General features: G+C 41.0%; 12 protein-coding genes and 1 tRNA gene. 6 read left to right on the top strand and 7 right to left on the bottom strand.

Features of this window, described 5'->3' with window-relative positions; translation table 11 throughout:
* Nucleotides 1–23 precede the first annotated feature (23 nt).
* The gene (locus ACHUET_RS05175; protein WP_394211223.1) at nt 24–4,502 is read right to left on the bottom strand and encodes a UvrD-helicase domain-containing protein; all 4,479 of its coding nucleotides are present in this window, start codon (nt 4,500–4,502) and stop codon (nt 24–26) included.
* A gap of 60 nt (nt 4,503–4,562) precedes the next feature.
* Entirely contained in the window at nt 4,563–9,035 is a 4,473-nt protein-coding gene (locus tag ACHUET_RS05170; RefSeq protein WP_394211221.1) for an exodeoxyribonuclease V subunit gamma, read from the bottom strand.
* A gap of 404 nt (nt 9,036–9,439) precedes the next feature.
* On the opposite strand from ACHUET_RS05170, the gene ACHUET_RS05165 reads away from it, so the two are divergent.
* The 4 genes from ACHUET_RS05165 (at nt 9,440) to ACHUET_RS05150 (ending at nt 12,356) form a co-directional block, all read left to right on the top strand.
* Nucleotides 9,440–9,940, top strand: coding sequence for a hypothetical protein (locus ACHUET_RS05165; RefSeq protein WP_394211219.1), 501 nt, complete (start codon nt 9,440–9,442; stop codon nt 9,938–9,940).
* Nucleotides 9,941–10,013: 73 nt separating this feature from the next.
* Complete coding sequence (locus ACHUET_RS05160) at nt 10,014–10,832, top strand: hypothetical protein (protein ID WP_394211217.1); 819 nt, start codon at nt 10,014–10,016, stop codon at nt 10,830–10,832.
* Nucleotides 10,833–10,902: 70 nt separating this feature from the next.
* A tRNA-Arg gene (locus ACHUET_RS05155) sits at nt 10,903–10,978 on the top strand.
* Between the two features lie 166 nt (nt 10,979–11,144).
* Nucleotides 11,145–12,356: a tyrosine-type recombinase/integrase gene (locus ACHUET_RS05150; protein WP_394211215.1), complete on the top strand. Its 1,212-nt coding sequence runs from the start codon at nt 11,145–11,147 to the stop codon at nt 12,354–12,356.
* Between the two features lie 120 nt (nt 12,357–12,476).
* On the opposite strand, the gene ACHUET_RS05145 is transcribed toward ACHUET_RS05150, so the two are convergent.
* Both ACHUET_RS05145 and ACHUET_RS05140 read right to left on the bottom strand, forming a co-directional pair.
* On the bottom strand, nt 12,477–12,704 hold the full coding sequence (locus ACHUET_RS05145; protein WP_394211213.1) for a hypothetical protein: 228 nt from the start codon (nt 12,702–12,704) through the stop codon (nt 12,477–12,479).
* 48 nt (nt 12,705–12,752) lie between these two features.
* The gene (locus ACHUET_RS05140; RefSeq protein ID WP_394211211.1) at nt 12,753–14,651 is read right to left on the bottom strand and encodes a 3'-5' exonuclease; all 1,899 of its coding nucleotides are present in this window, start codon (nt 14,649–14,651) and stop codon (nt 12,753–12,755) included.
* Nucleotides 14,652–15,049: 398 nt separating this feature from the next.
* Here ACHUET_RS05140 and ACHUET_RS05135 point away from each other — a divergent pair, with 398 nt between their 5' ends.
* Nucleotides 15,050–15,403 (top strand): tyrosine-type recombinase/integrase, encoded by a 354-nt coding sequence (locus ACHUET_RS05135; RefSeq protein ID WP_394211209.1) that lies wholly within the window; start codon nt 15,050–15,052, stop codon nt 15,401–15,403.
* Nucleotides 15,375–15,548, top strand: a complete 174-nt coding sequence (locus ACHUET_RS05130; RefSeq protein ID WP_394211207.1) for a hypothetical protein — start codon at nt 15,375–15,377, stop codon at nt 15,546–15,548. The genes ACHUET_RS05135 and ACHUET_RS05130 overlap by 29 nt, the downstream gene beginning before the upstream one ends.
* Nucleotides 15,549–15,754: 206 nt before the next feature.
* Here the strand turns inward: ACHUET_RS05130 and ACHUET_RS05125 are convergent, their stop codons facing one another.
* From ACHUET_RS05125 to ACHUET_RS05115, 3 genes are read right to left on the bottom strand one after another with little or no spacing between them, the layout of a single operon-like run.
* Nucleotides 15,755–15,961 (bottom strand): hypothetical protein, encoded by a 207-nt coding sequence (locus tag ACHUET_RS05125; RefSeq protein ID WP_394211205.1) that lies wholly within the window; start codon nt 15,959–15,961, stop codon nt 15,755–15,757.
* Nucleotides 15,962–15,982: 21 nt separating this feature from the next.
* Nucleotides 15,983–16,636: a hypothetical protein gene (locus tag ACHUET_RS05120; protein WP_394211203.1), complete on the bottom strand. Its 654-nt coding sequence runs from the start codon at nt 16,634–16,636 to the stop codon at nt 15,983–15,985.
* A 5-nt stretch (nt 16,637–16,641) separates the two neighbouring features.
* Nucleotides 16,642–17,844, bottom strand: coding sequence for a tetratricopeptide repeat protein (locus tag ACHUET_RS05115; RefSeq protein ID WP_394211201.1), 1,203 nt, complete (start codon nt 17,842–17,844; stop codon nt 16,642–16,644).
* Nucleotides 17,845–17,857: the final 13 nt, after the last annotated feature.

Here is a 17,857-nt window from a genome sequence, read left to right as displayed (position 1 = left end):
ATGATAGTCGTTATGTAGGCTTACTAATCAGGTACACCAAATAGCGCATCTAAACCTTTGATAAAATCGATTGGAATATCCCAAGTTACGAGTCCATAACGGCTGTTGTGTGGCGATTCGCTCGTTTTGATACCATCTTGTGATACGGTAGCAGCTGCTTGAGCGTTAGGCTTATATACCCCTCGTAGAAATACATACTCTACTGCGCCTAAATACTTAGCTTCGTTACCTACATAGTCAGTAATCCTTATCGAAAGGAATCGATGTAACGCTACTTGGTAAATTGCTGCCTGTAGCCAATATCCTGCCTTGGACATGGCTTTTTTGAGTGTGTTTTCGTTATAATCGCTTAGGCTATTTCCTAAAAAATTGCTCTTATAATCGACCACATAGTACTTGCCAGCATGCTCATATACTAAATCAATCTCACCGCGTAAATAACGATACAAGTGCGTTCTATTTTGCGGAACAAGATTGACATGTTTGTCTGTCTCATCCGGTAGATACTGTTGAAATAACTTGCTGATATCTTCTGCTTTAAAGCGCTCTGACAAACCCATATTGAATTCTAATTCGGCAAATCGCTGATTTGCATCTAGAGCACACAAGGGTTGATTGGAAGCCAATAGCGGGGTAATCAGCACTTCTTCAACCCAAGTAATCAATGCCTCATGCTTTGTCGTATCTATTGACTCAGAGTCAAATGAGTCACGATCTCCTTCTCTCTTTACCTGTGACCTACGGCTTTGATGCTCAGCACTGCTATACACCAGCGGCAACTGATAACTACTCACCGCTCTATCAATCACCCCAGACCACTGAAGTTTATTAGTGAAATCGATTTTTTCAAATATTTCATGCAAAAACGTACCTGCATTAGCCCCTTTTACAAAGGTGAAGCGAATATCCTCTTCTAATTTGAGACTTATCTCATCGATTTTTTCAAGAGACGCATTACTATCAAGGCTGCTATTAGGATAAGGCTCTAACGACACTGCAGCGTCTGCCATATCAATGTCTATTGCATCATCAATACGCTCATCAACAACCGCCATTGCTTGCGTTGATTCGTCTAGCTGACGAGCCAAAGCCGTAAAGCTGGTCTTAGCCCAACCATAAAAATAGTTCGTTTTCATGACCTCAGCAAAAGGAACATACTCAATAGATTGTGTAGTGGGTTCGATGGTAAGCTTGGTATCTGTTGACGTTACTGTTTTAGCATAATGATTATTATAGAACTCATCAATATCATGCCCTCTAAGTATACCTATCGTGCCCTTTAGCCTATCAGGTAATTCAAATTTTGCGTCTGGAGAGTCAAACCAATAAAATACTGGTTTGCGCTTCATATCTCTTGTGTCATTAGGGTCTCGCAACACCACATAAAGTTGTTCGCTAGCCCGAGTGAATGCCACATAACCAAGTCGGCGCAGCTCATCAAAGCCTTCTTTCGTTTCGATATCGGTATAATAATCGTCTACAGTAGCAGAGCCTTGCAATGGTGAGAAACGACGCTGATTACCTATTGACTGACCCTCTGCTGATTGCTGTACTAACGCTGAAGGTGCTTGCTGAGCATTATATAGATACAATCCATAGTCTTCTTTGTTGCCTGATTTCCTACTGGCATCTCCCATACCCAGTACATAGACGATGGGAAACTCAAGTCCTTTTGACTTATGAATAGTCATGAGCTGCACGCCAGACTCTGTGGGTAGCGGATACTGCTTAGCCCAATCGCTGTTGGGTGCAGCCTCTATGTGCCGTCTAAACCAAGCTAACAGCTCATGCTCACCCATACCTAGGCCATACTGTGCCAAGACGTCCATCACATGGCGCAAATCCATGATATGTCGATCACCTTCTGGATGAGCGGCCAGTGCCTGCCAAACGCCTTGTAACTGTATGGGGCTTTTATCTAGTAAGTAATGTAGCGCCGATAAAATACCAAAATGCTGCCAACGCTGTGCGCCTTCTTTTAGATAAGTAATAAAATCTTGATAGCTCTTTTTATGTTCTATATTTTGGACATCGCTACTATTTGGATTGATAGTATTAAGTCTGTCGTCACTATCAACCACACCTGATTCATGATCCGTCATCATGGCTTTAATATCTTTGATACTCAGTCCATATAGATGGCTGGTTAAGACCCGATTGATCATGTCATGACGATACGGGTATAGCATGGCACTAAGTAGCGCTGCGATATCTTCTGCCATGATCGTTTCAAAGATACTGACGTCACTGGTAGTTAGGGTTGGCACGCCCAGTTTAACCAACTCATCTTCAACCTGCTTTAAATCTTTTTTGGTACGTGCCAGCACCCCAATATCACTGGGCTGAATCGGCTGATCGTTTAATGTCTGACCACTACTGAGCAAAATAGCAATGTGACGAGCGGTGATTTCATACTCATCATAATCAAGCTCTGCCTCTTTACCATTAGGCAAATGCAAGATGCTCACTGGCTGAGCAGAGAGAACGTCAGTCACCAAGCTACTATCTTTTGCGCCTGAATCTTTGAACCAAGACAATTTACTCTGCTCTTTTGCGGCTTTGCTGTGCTGATAATAAATACCACTGCCCAGCTGCGCCAGCTTGTTTTCAGCAGTCGTTGCTGTAGGTATACCGAACCAGCAGTTGAGTGCATTAATCAAGCTAAGGGTGGAGCGCCGGTTGGTGTTGAGCGTCCAAATGGTACTTTTGTCAAACTGTGCTTTCATATAATTATAGTTGGTCACGTCACCACCACGAAACCCATAGATCGCCTGCTTTGGGTCACCAACCAGTAGCAAAAACTCATGGTTGGACTTTTTGGTGGTGGATTGCTTGTCATTATCTGACTGTTTGCGTTTACTCTTTGGCAAATAGATGCTTTCAATCATAATGGCCTGCTCGCCATTAATATCTTGCGACTCATCAATTAATGCAATTGGGTAATGGTGACGAATATAACGCGCCAGCTTATCTCCTTGCCGACCCGTTAGTGCTTGGTTTAAGCGCACCATCTGTAGACTAAAGGTGGTCTCCCCTCGCTCCTCTAAGATAACGGGCAGTCTGTTGCGTACGGCAAGCACGATATGGCGATTAAGGTTGGCTAGAACCAATAAAATATGCTGATTTAACCCTTCGATCATATCCAAGAGCGCCATCAACTTATTGATGGTCTTTAGCTCAAAAAGGGTCTGATGCTCTTTTTCTCTATCTTTATTGAAGTTTTTAATTTTGCCGTCTTCATTTGGATATCTGGCATCCTGCAAAGAAGTCAGAATCTTATTTTCACGCTCATTCAAATGGCTGTTAAATGCTAGCTGATATTGCGCTATCTTTTGATGGACATCAACAAGTGCATCGAACTGTTTAAATAGATTGGAACGCCCATTAAATCCTTGAGATTTCCTATAATCAGGATTTAGATAGGGCTGAATGTCTGCCAAATCTAACTGGGCAAACTCATGAATCAGCTTTTCATACGCATCAAAGTCAAAACCTTGATCTAGTTTTATCTCATCAATCGGTGCAGAAATAAAATTGAGCGAACGAGAAACGAATTTTTTATGATCATGCACTTCAGTCAGCTTACCTTGCTGATCCATAAGTGCATATAATTTAGGCTGCTCGTGATATAAACGGCTTTGAAACTGACGCAGCTCATCATGAATGATACTGTCCGTAACCTGCTCGATACTACTGTCTTCGATAATCGCCATGCCTTGCTGATGACCGGTTTCACTACTGTATTCCTTCAGCCACTTTTGCGCCAAGCTATCGAGCGTACCCACAAACAGTTTATCTAATGTTGTTAATACCAGCGCAGTGCGTCGGATGGCCTCCGTCATTGAGTAGCTATATACATGGTCTAGCAAATAACCGACCAAGTGCAGATTTATAGGGTCTTGCATGATGGTATCTAAGCGTGCGTGTTTAGCTTGCTTGATTAACCATTTTCCGCGCTCTTCTCTAACCTGTGCGCGCTTTTCCTTAGCCATCTGCTTATCATGCTCACGGTCTTGATTAAACTCATCAACGCCTGTCCGAGCAATTGGTTCGATACTGGAATCACTATCTTTTGGTTTACTCTTATTGTTATCATCGCTGTCAGGCAGTACCTGCAATATGCTTGGATATAAGTTATTTTTATTATTGGTATATGCACTCAGATTGTTGACCCACTGTAATAACTGATAAAACTCTACCAGACGATCATGGATGCGCTGACGCATTTCGGCGGCGGCGGCTCGAGTGAAGGTTGTGGCAATGATTTGCTCTGGCGCACGCCGTGCCTCAATCAGTAAACGCAGCACAATGCCAGTCAGCGTCCAAGTCTTACCCGTACCTGCTGAGGCTTCGATAAGGTGCCGACCCGTTAAAGCAACAGCAACCGCTGGCGGCACCTCTTCTTTTGCCTTGGGCTCAGCTGTAGCATCTGAATGCTCATCAAATAAATTTGGTTGTGTAGAGATATCAACGGTGTTGGTTATGTCGGTAAAATCTGTCATATGGACGTATACTTTTAATTATTATCGATTAGATCAAAAGGATAAAAGAGACACTAAGGTCTAGCTATCCAATCCTTTTAGTGCCGCAAACATTGGCTCATACAATGGTTGCGCCAAGGTGGTCAACGCCGCTGATAAGGCTCTAAAGGCGTCTTGATCACGCAGCACATATTGCCAAATAGCATGCTGCGAGCAAGTATCGTATACCGTATCTAAATGATCATCAGACCTTAACCAATCTTTAAAATCTGCTCGTTTTGGCCAATAACTGCTATTTTCATTAGCATCTGCTTGCGGTTTTGAGCACTTAGCCAGATAATTTAACGCATACTCAGGCAATAATGTGATGGGAGTTTGACCCGATAGGTTGCCAAAAATCGCCCATTTCATCAGTTCTATCACTGCATCTTCATAGACGATTGGGCTTAGTTTAAATGCGATGAAATTTTTGTAGGTATCTACTTTTGAGCTGGATTTATTAAAGCGCCAAATACACACGCCATCATTTGCTGCCACTTGCTCAGCCGTGGTGCGTCTGGCTACTTGCCAGTATAGATGGGACAACCAAAACTTAAGTAGATGTTTTGGACTGGCAGAATTGGGCAGTATATTTAACCACTGCTTGGGTGACTGCTCAGCATAGCCACTTGTTTCTTGAGTATGAATCTTTTCATTGTGAACATCCGATTGTGCCGATACTGGTGCTAATATTGGTACGGGGCCTTTTATCTTAATAGATTTAGGCAGTAATGTAAGCCATGCGTCTGTGTCTATTTGACTGTTTGCGTCGTTATTCACATGACTGAGCACAGCCGCCAAATCTGACAATTCAACGGGTTTTTCTATGGTTGGGGTAAGTAACTGCAAATCTGCCATACCCTCTGTTCTACCTGTATTAGGTACAATACTCTCACCGAAACCATTAGCGATCAACTGCTCTTCAAATTCTAGACACTGCTGCTGTAATTGTTGTTGTTGATTGGGCAACGTGGTTTGGCGCGCTACCCCTGCTGGTATGATTTTTTGATATATCAAAGTTGAGCTATCTGGCTGAGCCATATTGTCAGTACGTTTATCGGCGGCCAGCCCTTTAATCAAATGATCTTTAATCTGATAAGTTGTCAGATGATCCAAAAATAATGGCTCTTGATGTGCCATCGCTTCCTCACCTTGTACCACATGCACCTTTTGAGACCGTAAAAACGCTTTAGCAGGATGGCGCACTTGATACACCAACATACCTTCGACATCTATCTCCCCAATGTTGAATACGGTATCACACACCATTCGGGTGAGCGCCTTAGTCCTATCGCTCATATCATTAGCAGCAACAAAAGTATCCAGTCCTATCATATTGGCTAATGTAAACACGATTTGATGATCTATGTTCCCTAGCCTACCCAAACTATGGCCTAGCATTTGAGCAATGGCTTCGTACTGTGTTTTTGTGGGCAAACCAATCAGCTGTGGATGCTCGCTAGATCTTCTTTTCTGTAGCGTCTCAAACACTGCTTGCCACAGCGGCGCCGGAGGGAACTGTTTTTTCTGAGCCAGCTTTGTTTGGTACATGGCTTTATTTAACAATCTATCCAGCTCATCGGCTACAGTAGTATCAAGGTTGCTATCGCTAACATCATCAGACGTAACATCTTTTTTCTCAGAAGCCCTTTCAATATCTGCTTCAAACAAGCTCTTGTGAAAAGGTAGTGCTGGATGCTCAGTAACCAGCCACTGCTTGATGAGCTTTGGTAAATAACGCTTAAGGCTTTCTGTCGTTGGATCAATACTTTCAGGCAAAGTATCAAGCGAGTTGATCTGCCACTGTACCTCACCTTGCAAAAACTGTAGCAGCTCGCTCACTGGGTTAGCTGGTAGATGCTCATGAGTGTCAGTCAGACTTTGGCCATTGTAGAATATCCAACACGCACTACGCGCACATAGTAGGGCATCCAAAAATGCCCCGTTATCATCATCCTCACTGACTCTATCACCGCGCCGTGAATTGGTCGCTTTCATCAAGTCATATCGGTTATCACGGTCACGCCCTGGGAACTCAGAGAGATCCATATTGAGCATCACCACCAACTCAAATGGTACGTTACGTAGCGCACCAAATCGACCAAAAGTGATCACGCCAGTCGGTTCTGCACTGACTTGTTGGCTTTCAAGCTCAGCTTCGATACTGTCTAGCATAAAGCTCAGCTTTAGCGGTAACTGCTCGACCCCTGCCAGCTTTTGCTCCACCTCTACCCTATTAGTATCACCACTAGAGTATTGTCTATATTGACGGTTGGCACGTAAGCTCGATTTAAAGCCATTCATCGCATTATAGATAGCGCGCATCGTGCGTGTTTGATCGACATCGCCAAAGTATCGATGGATAACTTGGGTCTCAATCTGATCCAGCCAGTCTTCCGCTTTCATTTTTTGTGTATGGTCATCACGTCGTGCCACTAAGCCAGTATAAATACAGCAAAGCGCTTCTACAATCATGGCATCATTTAGACTCACTTGCGCGAGTGGTAAGCTCATCTCAGGCACAGCCGTACTTGGCCATTCATCCTGATCTAAGGGATACAGACAATCACTCAGACTCGCCTCTGGCATGACCAAACCTAGGGTCAATCTGTCCAATGCTTGTGCAAAGCTAAAACGATAGTCATAGTCATTGACGTCTAGTGTCTGCTTTAGATGCAGCTCATCAAACCCGCGCATAAATCCAGCTTCCACCAACAAATCACAACCACGGCTCATTTGCTCATGGGTCAACCCAAAACTCTCAAATAAGGGCGGCAGCATTAACCAGTCTAAAACCTCAGCCGCTTCAAAACGGGCGCTATGACTGCCAAGCAGCTTATAAAACCCGATAATCGCTTCCCATAACTGGCGAATATCAGCATCGACAACACCTGTCACCTTAGCAGGCAAAGTCAGACCATCTTGTCCCCTGCCATTGACGAAAATAGAGCTGATGAGCGCATGATGACGCTCAACATCAGGTAGCAATACCACAATGTCTGATATATGGCGCTTTTTCTCACCAGCTTTGATGGGCTCATTGAGCCAGCGACCAATCATAATGCGCAGTACTTCAAGTTGCCGTTGTAGGTTATGACAAGAATGAATGCTTAGGCTATTGTCTTGAGAAGAGATAGCCCAAAAACGGTCTTTTTCAAAGCGTTTATTCTCTAGCACCTCATCGTCATACCATGACGTTTCTTGCTCAAAATCCAATGCTATTTGGTTACCGACGGCCTCTGAGACTTTTGCGGCTGTCGCTTGTTGTGTTGATTGCTCGTCAAGCATCAACACATCGTTTTGCAAACGGCGCAATAAACTTGGGCCGTTTTCTGCTGCTTGCAACCTATGATCGTCATCACTATTACTGATGCTGCCATCGATGACGCTACCAGTTTCGCCGTCAAACCTATCACTAAAGTTATCTTGCCACTCTACTAGCGCCTCTTGGTATTGCTCGTTACCTGACAAATTAGCTAGCATGGCGAAAGTATCACGAGACTGTTTGCCTAAACGCGACAGTAAACTGTGCCCGTAATCACGTAAAAACACGCTTTGGGGATTAATGATCTGCTGACGCTGTAACCATGACTTATCGACAATATCTGCCCAAAACAGCTTTGAGGGATTGTAGTGTAATAGCGTGATATTCATGTATTTCGACAAGCGCTGCAAAAAATCAAGCTCAGTCTGTGGCAATTGCTGAATGGTAAAAATACGCAATACTTTGGGCAACTGCTCACGCTCATTTGCTTTATTATCTTTTAAAGCTGACCAAAAGGTATTCTCAATGGCCACACGGTGCTGATGTACATCCGCAAATAAATGCGACCACAAGAATCGCTGTGCAATCTCTAACTCTACATAGTGCGCCACCAACCACTCAGGCGTACCGCGTGCATACTGATCAAAACGTAGGGACAGCGCATCTTTATCTGCGATTAGCTTATCTACATCAAGCAGCTTGTTGTCCGACCATAGCGCTAGCCAATCCTCACGGTGAGTCAAATAACGGTTAAACACCCTTGCCAAATCGCTTGCCAGCTGCCAAATGCGGGCATCTTGTTGCGCTTTATCTTGCTTGACCCCTTCTTGTGGCTCGTCAATCAAAGATGCTAACAATGGGTGCACAGGATGCGTGTCATCATTGACAATCAACGATTGATAGTAAGTTAGGTATCCGAACAGTCGCCACTGCATCACCGTTGGCGACAGCACGGCAACTTCGGGCACGTTTAAGGTTGCTGCGTCAGGATTAACCTCTAATAAATAGGTATTATGGCGAGTTAACACCTCCTGCATGAGTGTCCACTGATACTGACCCCAAAATTTGGTACGTACCAATGTACTGATGCCAGCACGGCTAGCAATGGTTTTATCCAACCAATCGCCCAATACCATTGACGGTACAATAACGATAAAGGGTTCAAAAATATTCTGGCTCTTTGATTGATATTGCACCAGTAGCTGGTCAACGAGATTTTCGGTACGATGTGACTGAATGATAGTAAACATAGACAATAATCTGATTGGAATAAGCGTAAGCGCTGAGGGCTACTGCGGTTACAGCTAACCTGTCAATCACTACGCTTGTAATAAAAGTGCCATAGAAAGTAGCAATGAAGCCCGAATTGATACTCATCAATACATCTTTGGCAGTCGTCACTGTAATGCATTTCTGCTAGCATTATATGATGTACAATACGCTTTCATAAATAGCGTATATGTTGTGTCAGTGTGCCACTGATATTCGATGTTTACCAGTATAGATATCAGCATTATACTATCTTGCGACATCTAATGTCGCTTTGTAGCACTGCTCATAATTATGATAATAAAATATACATTGCCGCTCTTTTAAGTTATTTTCTATACCTTATTTCGACCTAACCTTCATTATCACGAGATGATTTAACATTATGCCTTTGCGTCCCATTGATGCCATCTTTGTTCATCCTAAACAACGTTTATACGTTGTTTACTATCGTGGTGAGCTATGGCAATTACCGCGTATGAAAATCGATGATAAATCATGGCAAAACAGACGTCCTTATACTGACGATAGTGGTTCACTTTATCTCAGCATTCACCAAGCTATTAGCGATCCTGTGTTGGCACAAAAACTACGCACATTAGATTTACCTGTTGCAGTACGTGGTAGCACTTTATCGCGTTTTGAAGCATGGTGGGAGGCGCACGGGTTTAAATGGCTAAAAGACAAGCTTATGATCGGTCAGTCGCCATTGGCGGCACATCAAGCAACAGCTTATACAAAAGCGATTGATAGCCAGCCTGACTCGCTTGGTGATAACCGTACTGAGAATAAAACCCCAGCGTCTATGCCTTCTTTTGTGAACACGGATGTGTTTGCAGAGATGTTGACAGAGTTAACCAATGAAGTACTCGATCAAAAGCTTTGACTCAAGCCATATATCACCTATAGTGTCTTATGTAAATTTTGAACTGAATCCATTAATAAAAGAGCGGTAATATATGAAAGACTACAAGCTGCTACTGGCTGGGCTAATTTTATTGCTGCTAGCAATTTTTATCGCTCTGATTACGTGGTTGTGGACCCACAATCGTAAAAATATAGATCCGCTACCTATCATGGCAAGTGAGAATGAGTCTGTAACGGCTAAAGGCGATGAGACTGCCAAAACTGTGCCTGATAGTGTCCTGTATGTCCGTGCAGCAGAAAATCTGCAAGTGCCGTTGGACGATATTATTGTCAGTTTTGAATCTCGTTATCCTCATATTCAAGTATTGGCAAACTATGTGCCGCCAAACACACTTTTGACCTTATCAAACAATAATATCGCTGCTAACAACGACAGCGACGCCGCTTTTCATACAGACGTCATTATCGCAAATGATAGGCTATCGGCAGATCGTCTCGCGCCGTTACAAGCAGAGCTGACAGCGTCTCAACACCAAGATAACCAGAGTAAGGAAAACACCAATACAGTTATTACAGAGGATGAAACCGATAGCGGAAATACTGATAGTGAGCAGGCAACTACCGAGAACGATAATAAAGAGGCACGTACACTAACCTCTTTTAATTATGCCTTGAAAGATAAGCAGGAGCTCGAAGGCGTTGTTTTGACAGACCGTACTGTTGCCGTTAGTTTTCGCAATTTCTTACTCTCTAGTACGGGCCAAGGTATTTTAGAAAAATACGATTATTTTAATATTAATGGTTATGAGAATAGCGTGAACGACTTGTTTCAACCAACATCACGGGCAAAAAAAGCATCAGGTGATAATCCAGTAGATGTCGCTGATGCTCTTAGCAATGGAGATAAATGACAAATTATCCCTATTTGTCTTTTGTTGATTGCTTTTATGGCGGCTTTTTCCTACAATGTCACTCCATAATGCGCCTATAGCTCAACAGGATAGAGCAGTTGCCTCCTAAGCGATCGATCCGAGTTCGAGTCTTGGTGGGCGCACCATATGAATATACCAAAAAACCCCTTAACGCCCTATTAACAAGGCTTTCAGGGGTTTTTTATTGTCCAAAACTTACCTTATATACCCATAATTACCCCTTGCTTACTGTAATTTTTACAGTATTCTATACAGTATGAGCGCAAAAATACTGTAGAGGATACTGTAAAAATGGCAAAAACCGTCAAACCCCTTACCAATACTCAAGTCGATAAGGCCAAGCCTTTGGACAAACCGTATACCTTAACCGATGGCGGTGGTCTTTATTTACATATTAGTAAGGCTGGCACAAAAGCATGGCGCATTGACTATACGACACCTATCACAAGAAAACGTGTCACAGTAACACTAGGTCAATACCCAGAAATCACTTTAGCAGCTGCAAGACAGATGCGGACTGATATTAAATATCATCTCGCTAACGGTGATGATCCACGCGATATCAAAAGAGAGGAAGAGCGTAAGCAATTGCTTGAGTCTAAAAATACATTCGCTATGGTTGCTGAAGAGTATATGAGCCGCAAGACTCATATAGCCCCCTCTACTATCAAAAATAACTATAGGCAGCTAAAACGGCTAAATGCATATCTTGGCAGTATGCCCATAACTGATATCAAGCCAATGGATGTATTAGAAGCTTGCAGATCAGCTGAGGCGCAAGGGTATATTGAGACAGCGGTAAAGATGCGCACAATGGCTGGACAGGTATTTAGATATGGTGTGCAGACTGGACGCTGTGAGCGTGATATTACGCAAGATTTATTAGGTGCATTAAAAACACCAGTAGTACAGCATCATGCTACTATTTTAGATACTGATGAGCTTGGTAGATTGCTTAATGATATCGATGATTATCAAGGATCCTTTGAAGTTAAAATCGCTATCAAGCTAATGCCTATGCTGTTTGTAAGAGCTGGCGAGTTACGTTACGCTCTCTGGGATGACTTTGATCTTGATGAAGGCACCTGGACTTTTACGCCAAGAAAAACTCAACGTAGAACTGGTCTATCTCTTATCGTCCCACTACCAACGCAAGCTATTGCTTTAATCCGTGAATTATCCCTACACGCTCGTAGTAAGTACTTATTCCCAGCCATTCATACGACTGTACAACCAATGTCAGAAAACACAATGAACCAAGCTTTGAAGCGGCTCGGCTACAGTGGGTCAAAACAGACAGTACATGGGTTTAGAGCTACAGCGAGAACATTGATTGTAGAGAAGCTAGGTTTTCCTGAAGCATTGGTAGAGCAACAGCTTGCTCATCGTGTAAGGGATATGCACGGCAGAGCCTACAATCGCACCGTGTTCTTACCAGAGCGCAAAGTGATGATGCAGGCATGGGCCGACTATTTAGATAAATTGAAAGAAAATACTAATTGATATGCTTCTAACTAAGGAACAACTTTTTGATTTATACCTTGCCAAGATACAAATCAAAATGTTCTAAGCTGCTGACGTAGATTGACTATGTTTAATATATCTATTAAATAAAGAGAATTTTTATTCACTTACAAAAAATAGGATATCCCCTGTTAGTGAAACTCCTCGTCCTTCTTCAAAATCACCGATGTATTCAGCAGGCATTTTTGTAGTATATATTTCATTACCGTCAACTCTATAAGGTAGAACACCTGCTGGATAAAAAAACTCCCCATCAAAATGGCCTATATGCTCGTTATTTGGTGAAAACAACTGTAAGTGAACATTTTTCTGAGATACATCTTTCATTTTATCTTCTCTTTTAGATTTCATTTAGTTTACTGTCTTTTTGAATAATCAAAACAACCTACTTTGCTTTTCTAAAATGTCCGATAGGATATCGGTATAGTGATTAGGCTTAGCATAAAGCACTGTTAAATAGTCCTTGGCACGAGTCATACCCACATATGCAGTTTTTCTTAGCTCAGGCGTATCTTCTTCAACAACAGCCAGACCCATCATATATACATTTCTAAACTCTAAGCCTTTGCATGAGTCTGTCATGATAACTTTAACACTAGGACAATTAAGATCTAAATTCAACTTATCTTCTTTTGTTAAGATTGCACTAACACAACCATTGCCACATCCTAGCTCTAGTAGTCTACTGGTTAGTTTTGGAATCAGATTCTTAACTATATCTCTTTTGACATTTGATTCCATAATGATAATAGCAGATTCTGATAACTCGATCCCGTTTCCTGTATGACTCATGATGTCCTGTGCGACATAATCTATCATTTCATTAAAAGAATTCTTTTGAATCAATAAAGGTAAATCACCTTCGCGGCAATCTCCATAATCAGGTATCAGTGATTTGTTCTCACTTTCAGCATCAACATCAAGGTCTTCCCCTTTGAACTCTGTACACAGCTCTAATATCTGTCGTGTATTGCGATAACTTTTATTAAGCAATGTAGGTTTCTTGCCTTGTACATTCAAACCCACAGACTTCCAAGTGAAGTTTTTTCTACCAAATATATTTTGAGCAGGGTCGTAACAGAAAAGCAAGCTATCCTTCTCTGATAGAAGGCTCAACACTCCTCTAATCATATCTTCTGTAAAATCTTGACCTTCATCAATTAAGATAGCATCATACTTCTGAAAATCTTTCTGACTTTCTACGTAATCAATAAGGCTTTCTGAACGACGGATATTATAATCATCCCAACTCTCCTTATCGCCCTTTCTTAGCCTGATATTAGTCAAATCGGATAAAAGACTGTGGTAATGCTTTACTTCTATATATCCTTTACCAGATGAACGATAAGGCTCTATATGTGAATTATTTAAACTTGCACCTAAATGACTTCTTAATGAAATATTAAAGCATACGACCAGTATCCGCCAATGAGGATTGAATCTAGCTAAGTGTCGAGCACGATATGTCACAACCAGGGATTTACCGCTACCAGCAACTCCTTTGAGAATACGATGGCCAGTACCAATAGATTTTGAAACTATCTCTTGTTGTTTATCCAAAACCTTGATCAGATCATCATTATTTAGCGCAATATCCAATGCAAGCTCTTGCTGTGGATTGACACGTAATTCTGGAAATATAGCGTATCTAACAGCATCTAACTCTTTGCTACTTAGTGGTGTAAACGCAAACTTATGGTTAAAAGACCCTAGTAGCTGTTCAACAAATGAGTTACGTGATTCTTTATCATCTATATCTACACGTAAGTCATCCTGGAAAATGCATTTTTGATGGCTAAGTATTGAGTCATCCATTAGCCCTGCTTTTTCAGCTTGGGCTCTTTCCATACCAGTAAATATGACGCACTCAGTTGTTGGAAATCTTAACTTGCCAGCAAAATTACCGACTTTCTGTCTAAGCGAGTGTTTCTTTTCTAACAAATTTCTAATTTGTAGTTGAACACTACGCGCTTGCTTAAGAGGGTTTTCACGATTTTGTGTTGAACCATCACTATTTTTTATAATGAAGGTGCTAGGATTTGCTGTGGCTATATAAGACGCACTCCAATCCTTAACTTCGATTAAAATTATACCGTGATATTTTGAGAAGATAAGAAAATCGCCATGCTTACTTTGAATGGAGGCACAGGGTTCGTACCAAACAATCCAGTCACTATCAGGGAGAAGCACACTTTTAAGCAAGTTGTAGACTCTACGCTCTCCTGATGTAGAACTTTTGACTACTCCTATGCTATCTGGAATCATTTCAGCCATATATATTTCCTTGCATTGGTACTGATAAGGTCAATACCATTCAAATTTTCCATAAAAAATTCAGCATTTTAGCCTACTTTTGTAGGAAAGCAAAACAAACCTTTTATAAAATCATGTTCAGTTTTAAAATATATATCTAAGGATTAGCTTTTTGATAGCTAGACAAAACTATTTTTGCAAAGCGATGTAGGCTCCAAATATTCGACTAGAACAGCTAAAGCGACTTTCTAGTCGAATACTTAGAGTTTGTATAGGAGTATGTGGAATCTAATATCAAATTGAATTATAAAAATAGCGTTAATCTAGAAGCTTAAAACATCTACTCGCTTTTTACATATAATTATCAGAGAACAATCGATTAAGCTCTAATTGTTCCTCATCAAACTGATATCAAGCCAATGGATGTATTAGAAGCTTGTAGATCAGCTGAGGCGCAAGGGTATATTGAGTCAGCGGTAAAGATGCGCACAATGGCTGGACAGGTATTTAGGTATGGTGTGCATACTGGGCGCTGCGAGCGTGATACTACACAGGATTTATTAGGTGCATTGAAAACGCCGGTAGTACAACATCATGCTACTATCTTAGATACTGATGAGCTTGGTAGGTTGCTTAACGATATTGATGAGTATCAAGGATCATTTGAAGTTAAAATTGCTATCAAATTGATGCCTATGCTTTTCGTAAGGGCTGGCGAGCTACGTTACGCTCTCTGGGATGACTTTGATTGTAGAGAAGCTAGGTTTTCCTGAAGCATTGGTGGAGCAGCAGCTTGCTCATCGCGTAAGGGATATGCATGGCATAGCCTACAATCGCACTGTATTCTTACCAAAGCGTAAAGTGATGATGCAGGCTTGGGCTGATTATTTAGATGAGTTGAAAGCAAATATTACTTAACTATAGATAATTTAAGCAATTTATTAGGTATAGCGACATTAAGTTAGAAAAAATAATGCATTCGCTTTTAAGCTAATGACTATTCTAACAACTTATAATTACATTAGTAAATTAATATAATGAAAATTGAACAATATGAGTTTAGATTGTCGATATAGTTGCTCAAAAATATATAGACAATCTATGACTGCAAAAGTGCTGAAATCTTAATTAGAAGATCGACAAGACTTGATAAGCTCCAAGGCCTTGAACTTATCTTGAGGTCCAAAACCATCATCATAACCCAGTTCATTACCAATAACTTTAGCGGAATACTTATCAACCAAGTCACTGACATCCAACCCTTCCAACTCTACAAATCTAACTAAAGTTCTTAATGAAAATTCAACGACATCTTTGTTTTCGCTATTCATATATTGCTTTCCAAATACAAGTTATTTATTGACTTTGGCACAAGAAACGCTTGTCTTGCCCTTAAGTAGTTGAGATTTAACGAAAAAAGAGTCATCTAATTCGTTCTGAGCTATCTTTCTATACTTTGGTATTTCTTTGTTGCAATCTTCAATAGTTAGATACTGCATAGAACTTTTCTCTGACCAGCTTTCTACGATTTGGTCAGATTTGTTTAAAATTGAATATCGCATAATCACAGCATATGGCTTATAGACTAATATAGGTTTAGTCTCGTCAGTATCGGCTTCCTTAACATTGCGACTAACACTACTGTCATTTAGAACGGATCTGACTATCCGTCGATCATCTTTCATCTGATCTTCTACAGTGATAATTCTGTCAAATCTAAAGTCTTTATTTGAAGCTTTGAGGCCTTTACTTGCGCTTTCATTAAAAATGTAAGTATCTTCAACTTTCATAACCTCTTCTTTAGAATAAGAATTTTTATTATTTATTGCCTTTGGATTTTTATTCACAAATACATATTGATCCTTTAATAAGGACGCATCATAAATAAGTACTTTTTCACTGGAAAGAGAAACTATTCTCCCAGTAGAGTCATAATTTGTATACCAGCTAGCATATGAAAATTGGCAAGTGATTATCAACAAAATCAGAGAGGTTGATTTCTTCATAAGAATTAATTAAAACCTTTAAGTTTGAGCTTGGCTTCGCCCGATCCCTGCTTTGCAGCAAGCTCATAATAGTATTTAGCTTTTGATCTAGAGTGCAAGCCAAACTGCCCTTTCTCATGTGCTGAAGCTAGTGCTAATTGAGCTTCAAGCAACCCACCGTCTGCTGCTAAGGCCATAAGTTTTGCCATTTCCTTCGTATAATAGCTCCGACTCTTTTCTAATTTTTCATCATGTGCGCTGTAAAGAGCAGCTAAATTCCAAGCTGTATACGGATTCCCCAATGCGACACCTTTTTCGTAATAACCAATAGCTCTATTTAGGTCAACTGCGTTGTTCTTATCCGTAAAATAATAATCACCTAGCGTCCTATAAGCGTCTCCGTTTCCTAAGGCACCTGCCTTCTCTAGATAATTGATACCTTTTTTCTCATCTTTAGCAAGGTTGTATTTATGTGCTTGAAGGTATGCTTCACCTAGCTTTTCTAAAGCGTTTTTTTCATTTTTTGAAGCCGTATATTGAAGATATTCATACGCCTTGCTAGGCTCCTCCTTTACGATATAGCCATTCTCATAATAAAATGCTAACTCAGTAAATGCCTCTAGATAACCCTTTTCCGCAGCTCGTTGGACCGCCTTAAACGCACTTTCGTCAAGATTTCCATATAAAGTCCTTCTAAGCTTTGCATATCTAATGTTACACTCTGCATCTTTTAATTCATTGATACATTGAACCAAATACTTTAGCGCTTGCTCTTTTCTTGCTCGCTCTTGTCTTTCTTCTTTTCTCTGCAGTTCAAGTTGATAGCTATCGCTATACTTAGGGCTGTATCCCGACGAGTCACGGTATTGTTTAACAGTCTCTTTAGCATAGTCATCCGCCATAAATATTAAAGAGGTTTTATCATTTAGCTCAGCACCTTTTCTATACCAAGACCAAGCTTCTGAACGATCTCTTTGTAAACCCATTTCCCCATCATAGTAAGCCTTTGCAATCTTACCAGCAGCATAACCAGATCCATTTTCATAGGCCTTATATAGCCAAGATAAGGACTCACCTTCTTCTCCAGAAAATCTGTAAAACTTAGCAACCTCCTCTTGAGAAGCTCGATCACCTGATTTGGCTTTATTTAATAAATTTTGATCAACGGAAACTGCAAAGCTGGAGCTACTGACTGTGAACAGCAAAGCTAGGAGGAGGGCTTTTTTCATATTATCCACATCT

Origin of the sequence: Psychrobacter piscatorii (assembly GCF_043641605.1) — a bacterium.
Lineage (GTDB): Bacteria > Pseudomonadota > Gammaproteobacteria > Pseudomonadales > Moraxellaceae > Psychrobacter > Psychrobacter piscatorii_C.
Note: the sequence above shows the minus strand (reverse complement) of the source record. Positions and strands in the feature narration are given on the sequence as shown.

Coding starts and splice junctions, on each gene's coding strand:
- ACHUET_RS05175 (WP_394211223.1), bottom strand. CDS start 4,502: ATGACAGATTTTACCGACATAACCAACACCGTTGATATCTCTACACAA.
- ACHUET_RS05170 (WP_394211221.1), bottom strand. CDS start 9,035: ATGTTTACTATCATTCAGTCACATCGTACCGAAAATCTCGTTGACCAG.
- ACHUET_RS05165 (WP_394211219.1), top strand. CDS start 9,440: ATGCCTTTGCGTCCCATTGATGCCATCTTTGTTCATCCTAAACAACGT.
- ACHUET_RS05160 (WP_394211217.1), top strand. CDS start 10,014: ATGAAAGACTACAAGCTGCTACTGGCTGGGCTAATTTTATTGCTGCTA.
- ACHUET_RS05150 (WP_394211215.1), top strand. CDS start 11,145: ATGGCAAAAACCGTCAAACCCCTTACCAATACTCAAGTCGATAAGGCC.
- ACHUET_RS05145 (WP_394211213.1), bottom strand. CDS start 12,704: ATGAAAGATGTATCTCAGAAAAATGTTCACTTACAGTTGTTTTCACCA.
- ACHUET_RS05140 (WP_394211211.1), bottom strand. CDS start 14,651: ATGGCTGAAATGATTCCAGATAGCATAGGAGTAGTCAAAAGTTCTACA.
- ACHUET_RS05135 (WP_394211209.1), top strand. CDS start 15,050: ATGGATGTATTAGAAGCTTGTAGATCAGCTGAGGCGCAAGGGTATATT.
- ACHUET_RS05125 (WP_394211205.1), bottom strand. CDS start 15,961: ATGAATAGCGAAAACAAAGATGTCGTTGAATTTTCATTAAGAACTTTA.
- ACHUET_RS05120 (WP_394211203.1), bottom strand. CDS start 16,636: ATGAAGAAATCAACCTCTCTGATTTTGTTGATAATCACTTGCCAATTT.
- ACHUET_RS05115 (WP_394211201.1), bottom strand. CDS start 17,844: ATGAAAAAAGCCCTCCTCCTAGCTTTGCTGTTCACAGTCAGTAGCTCC.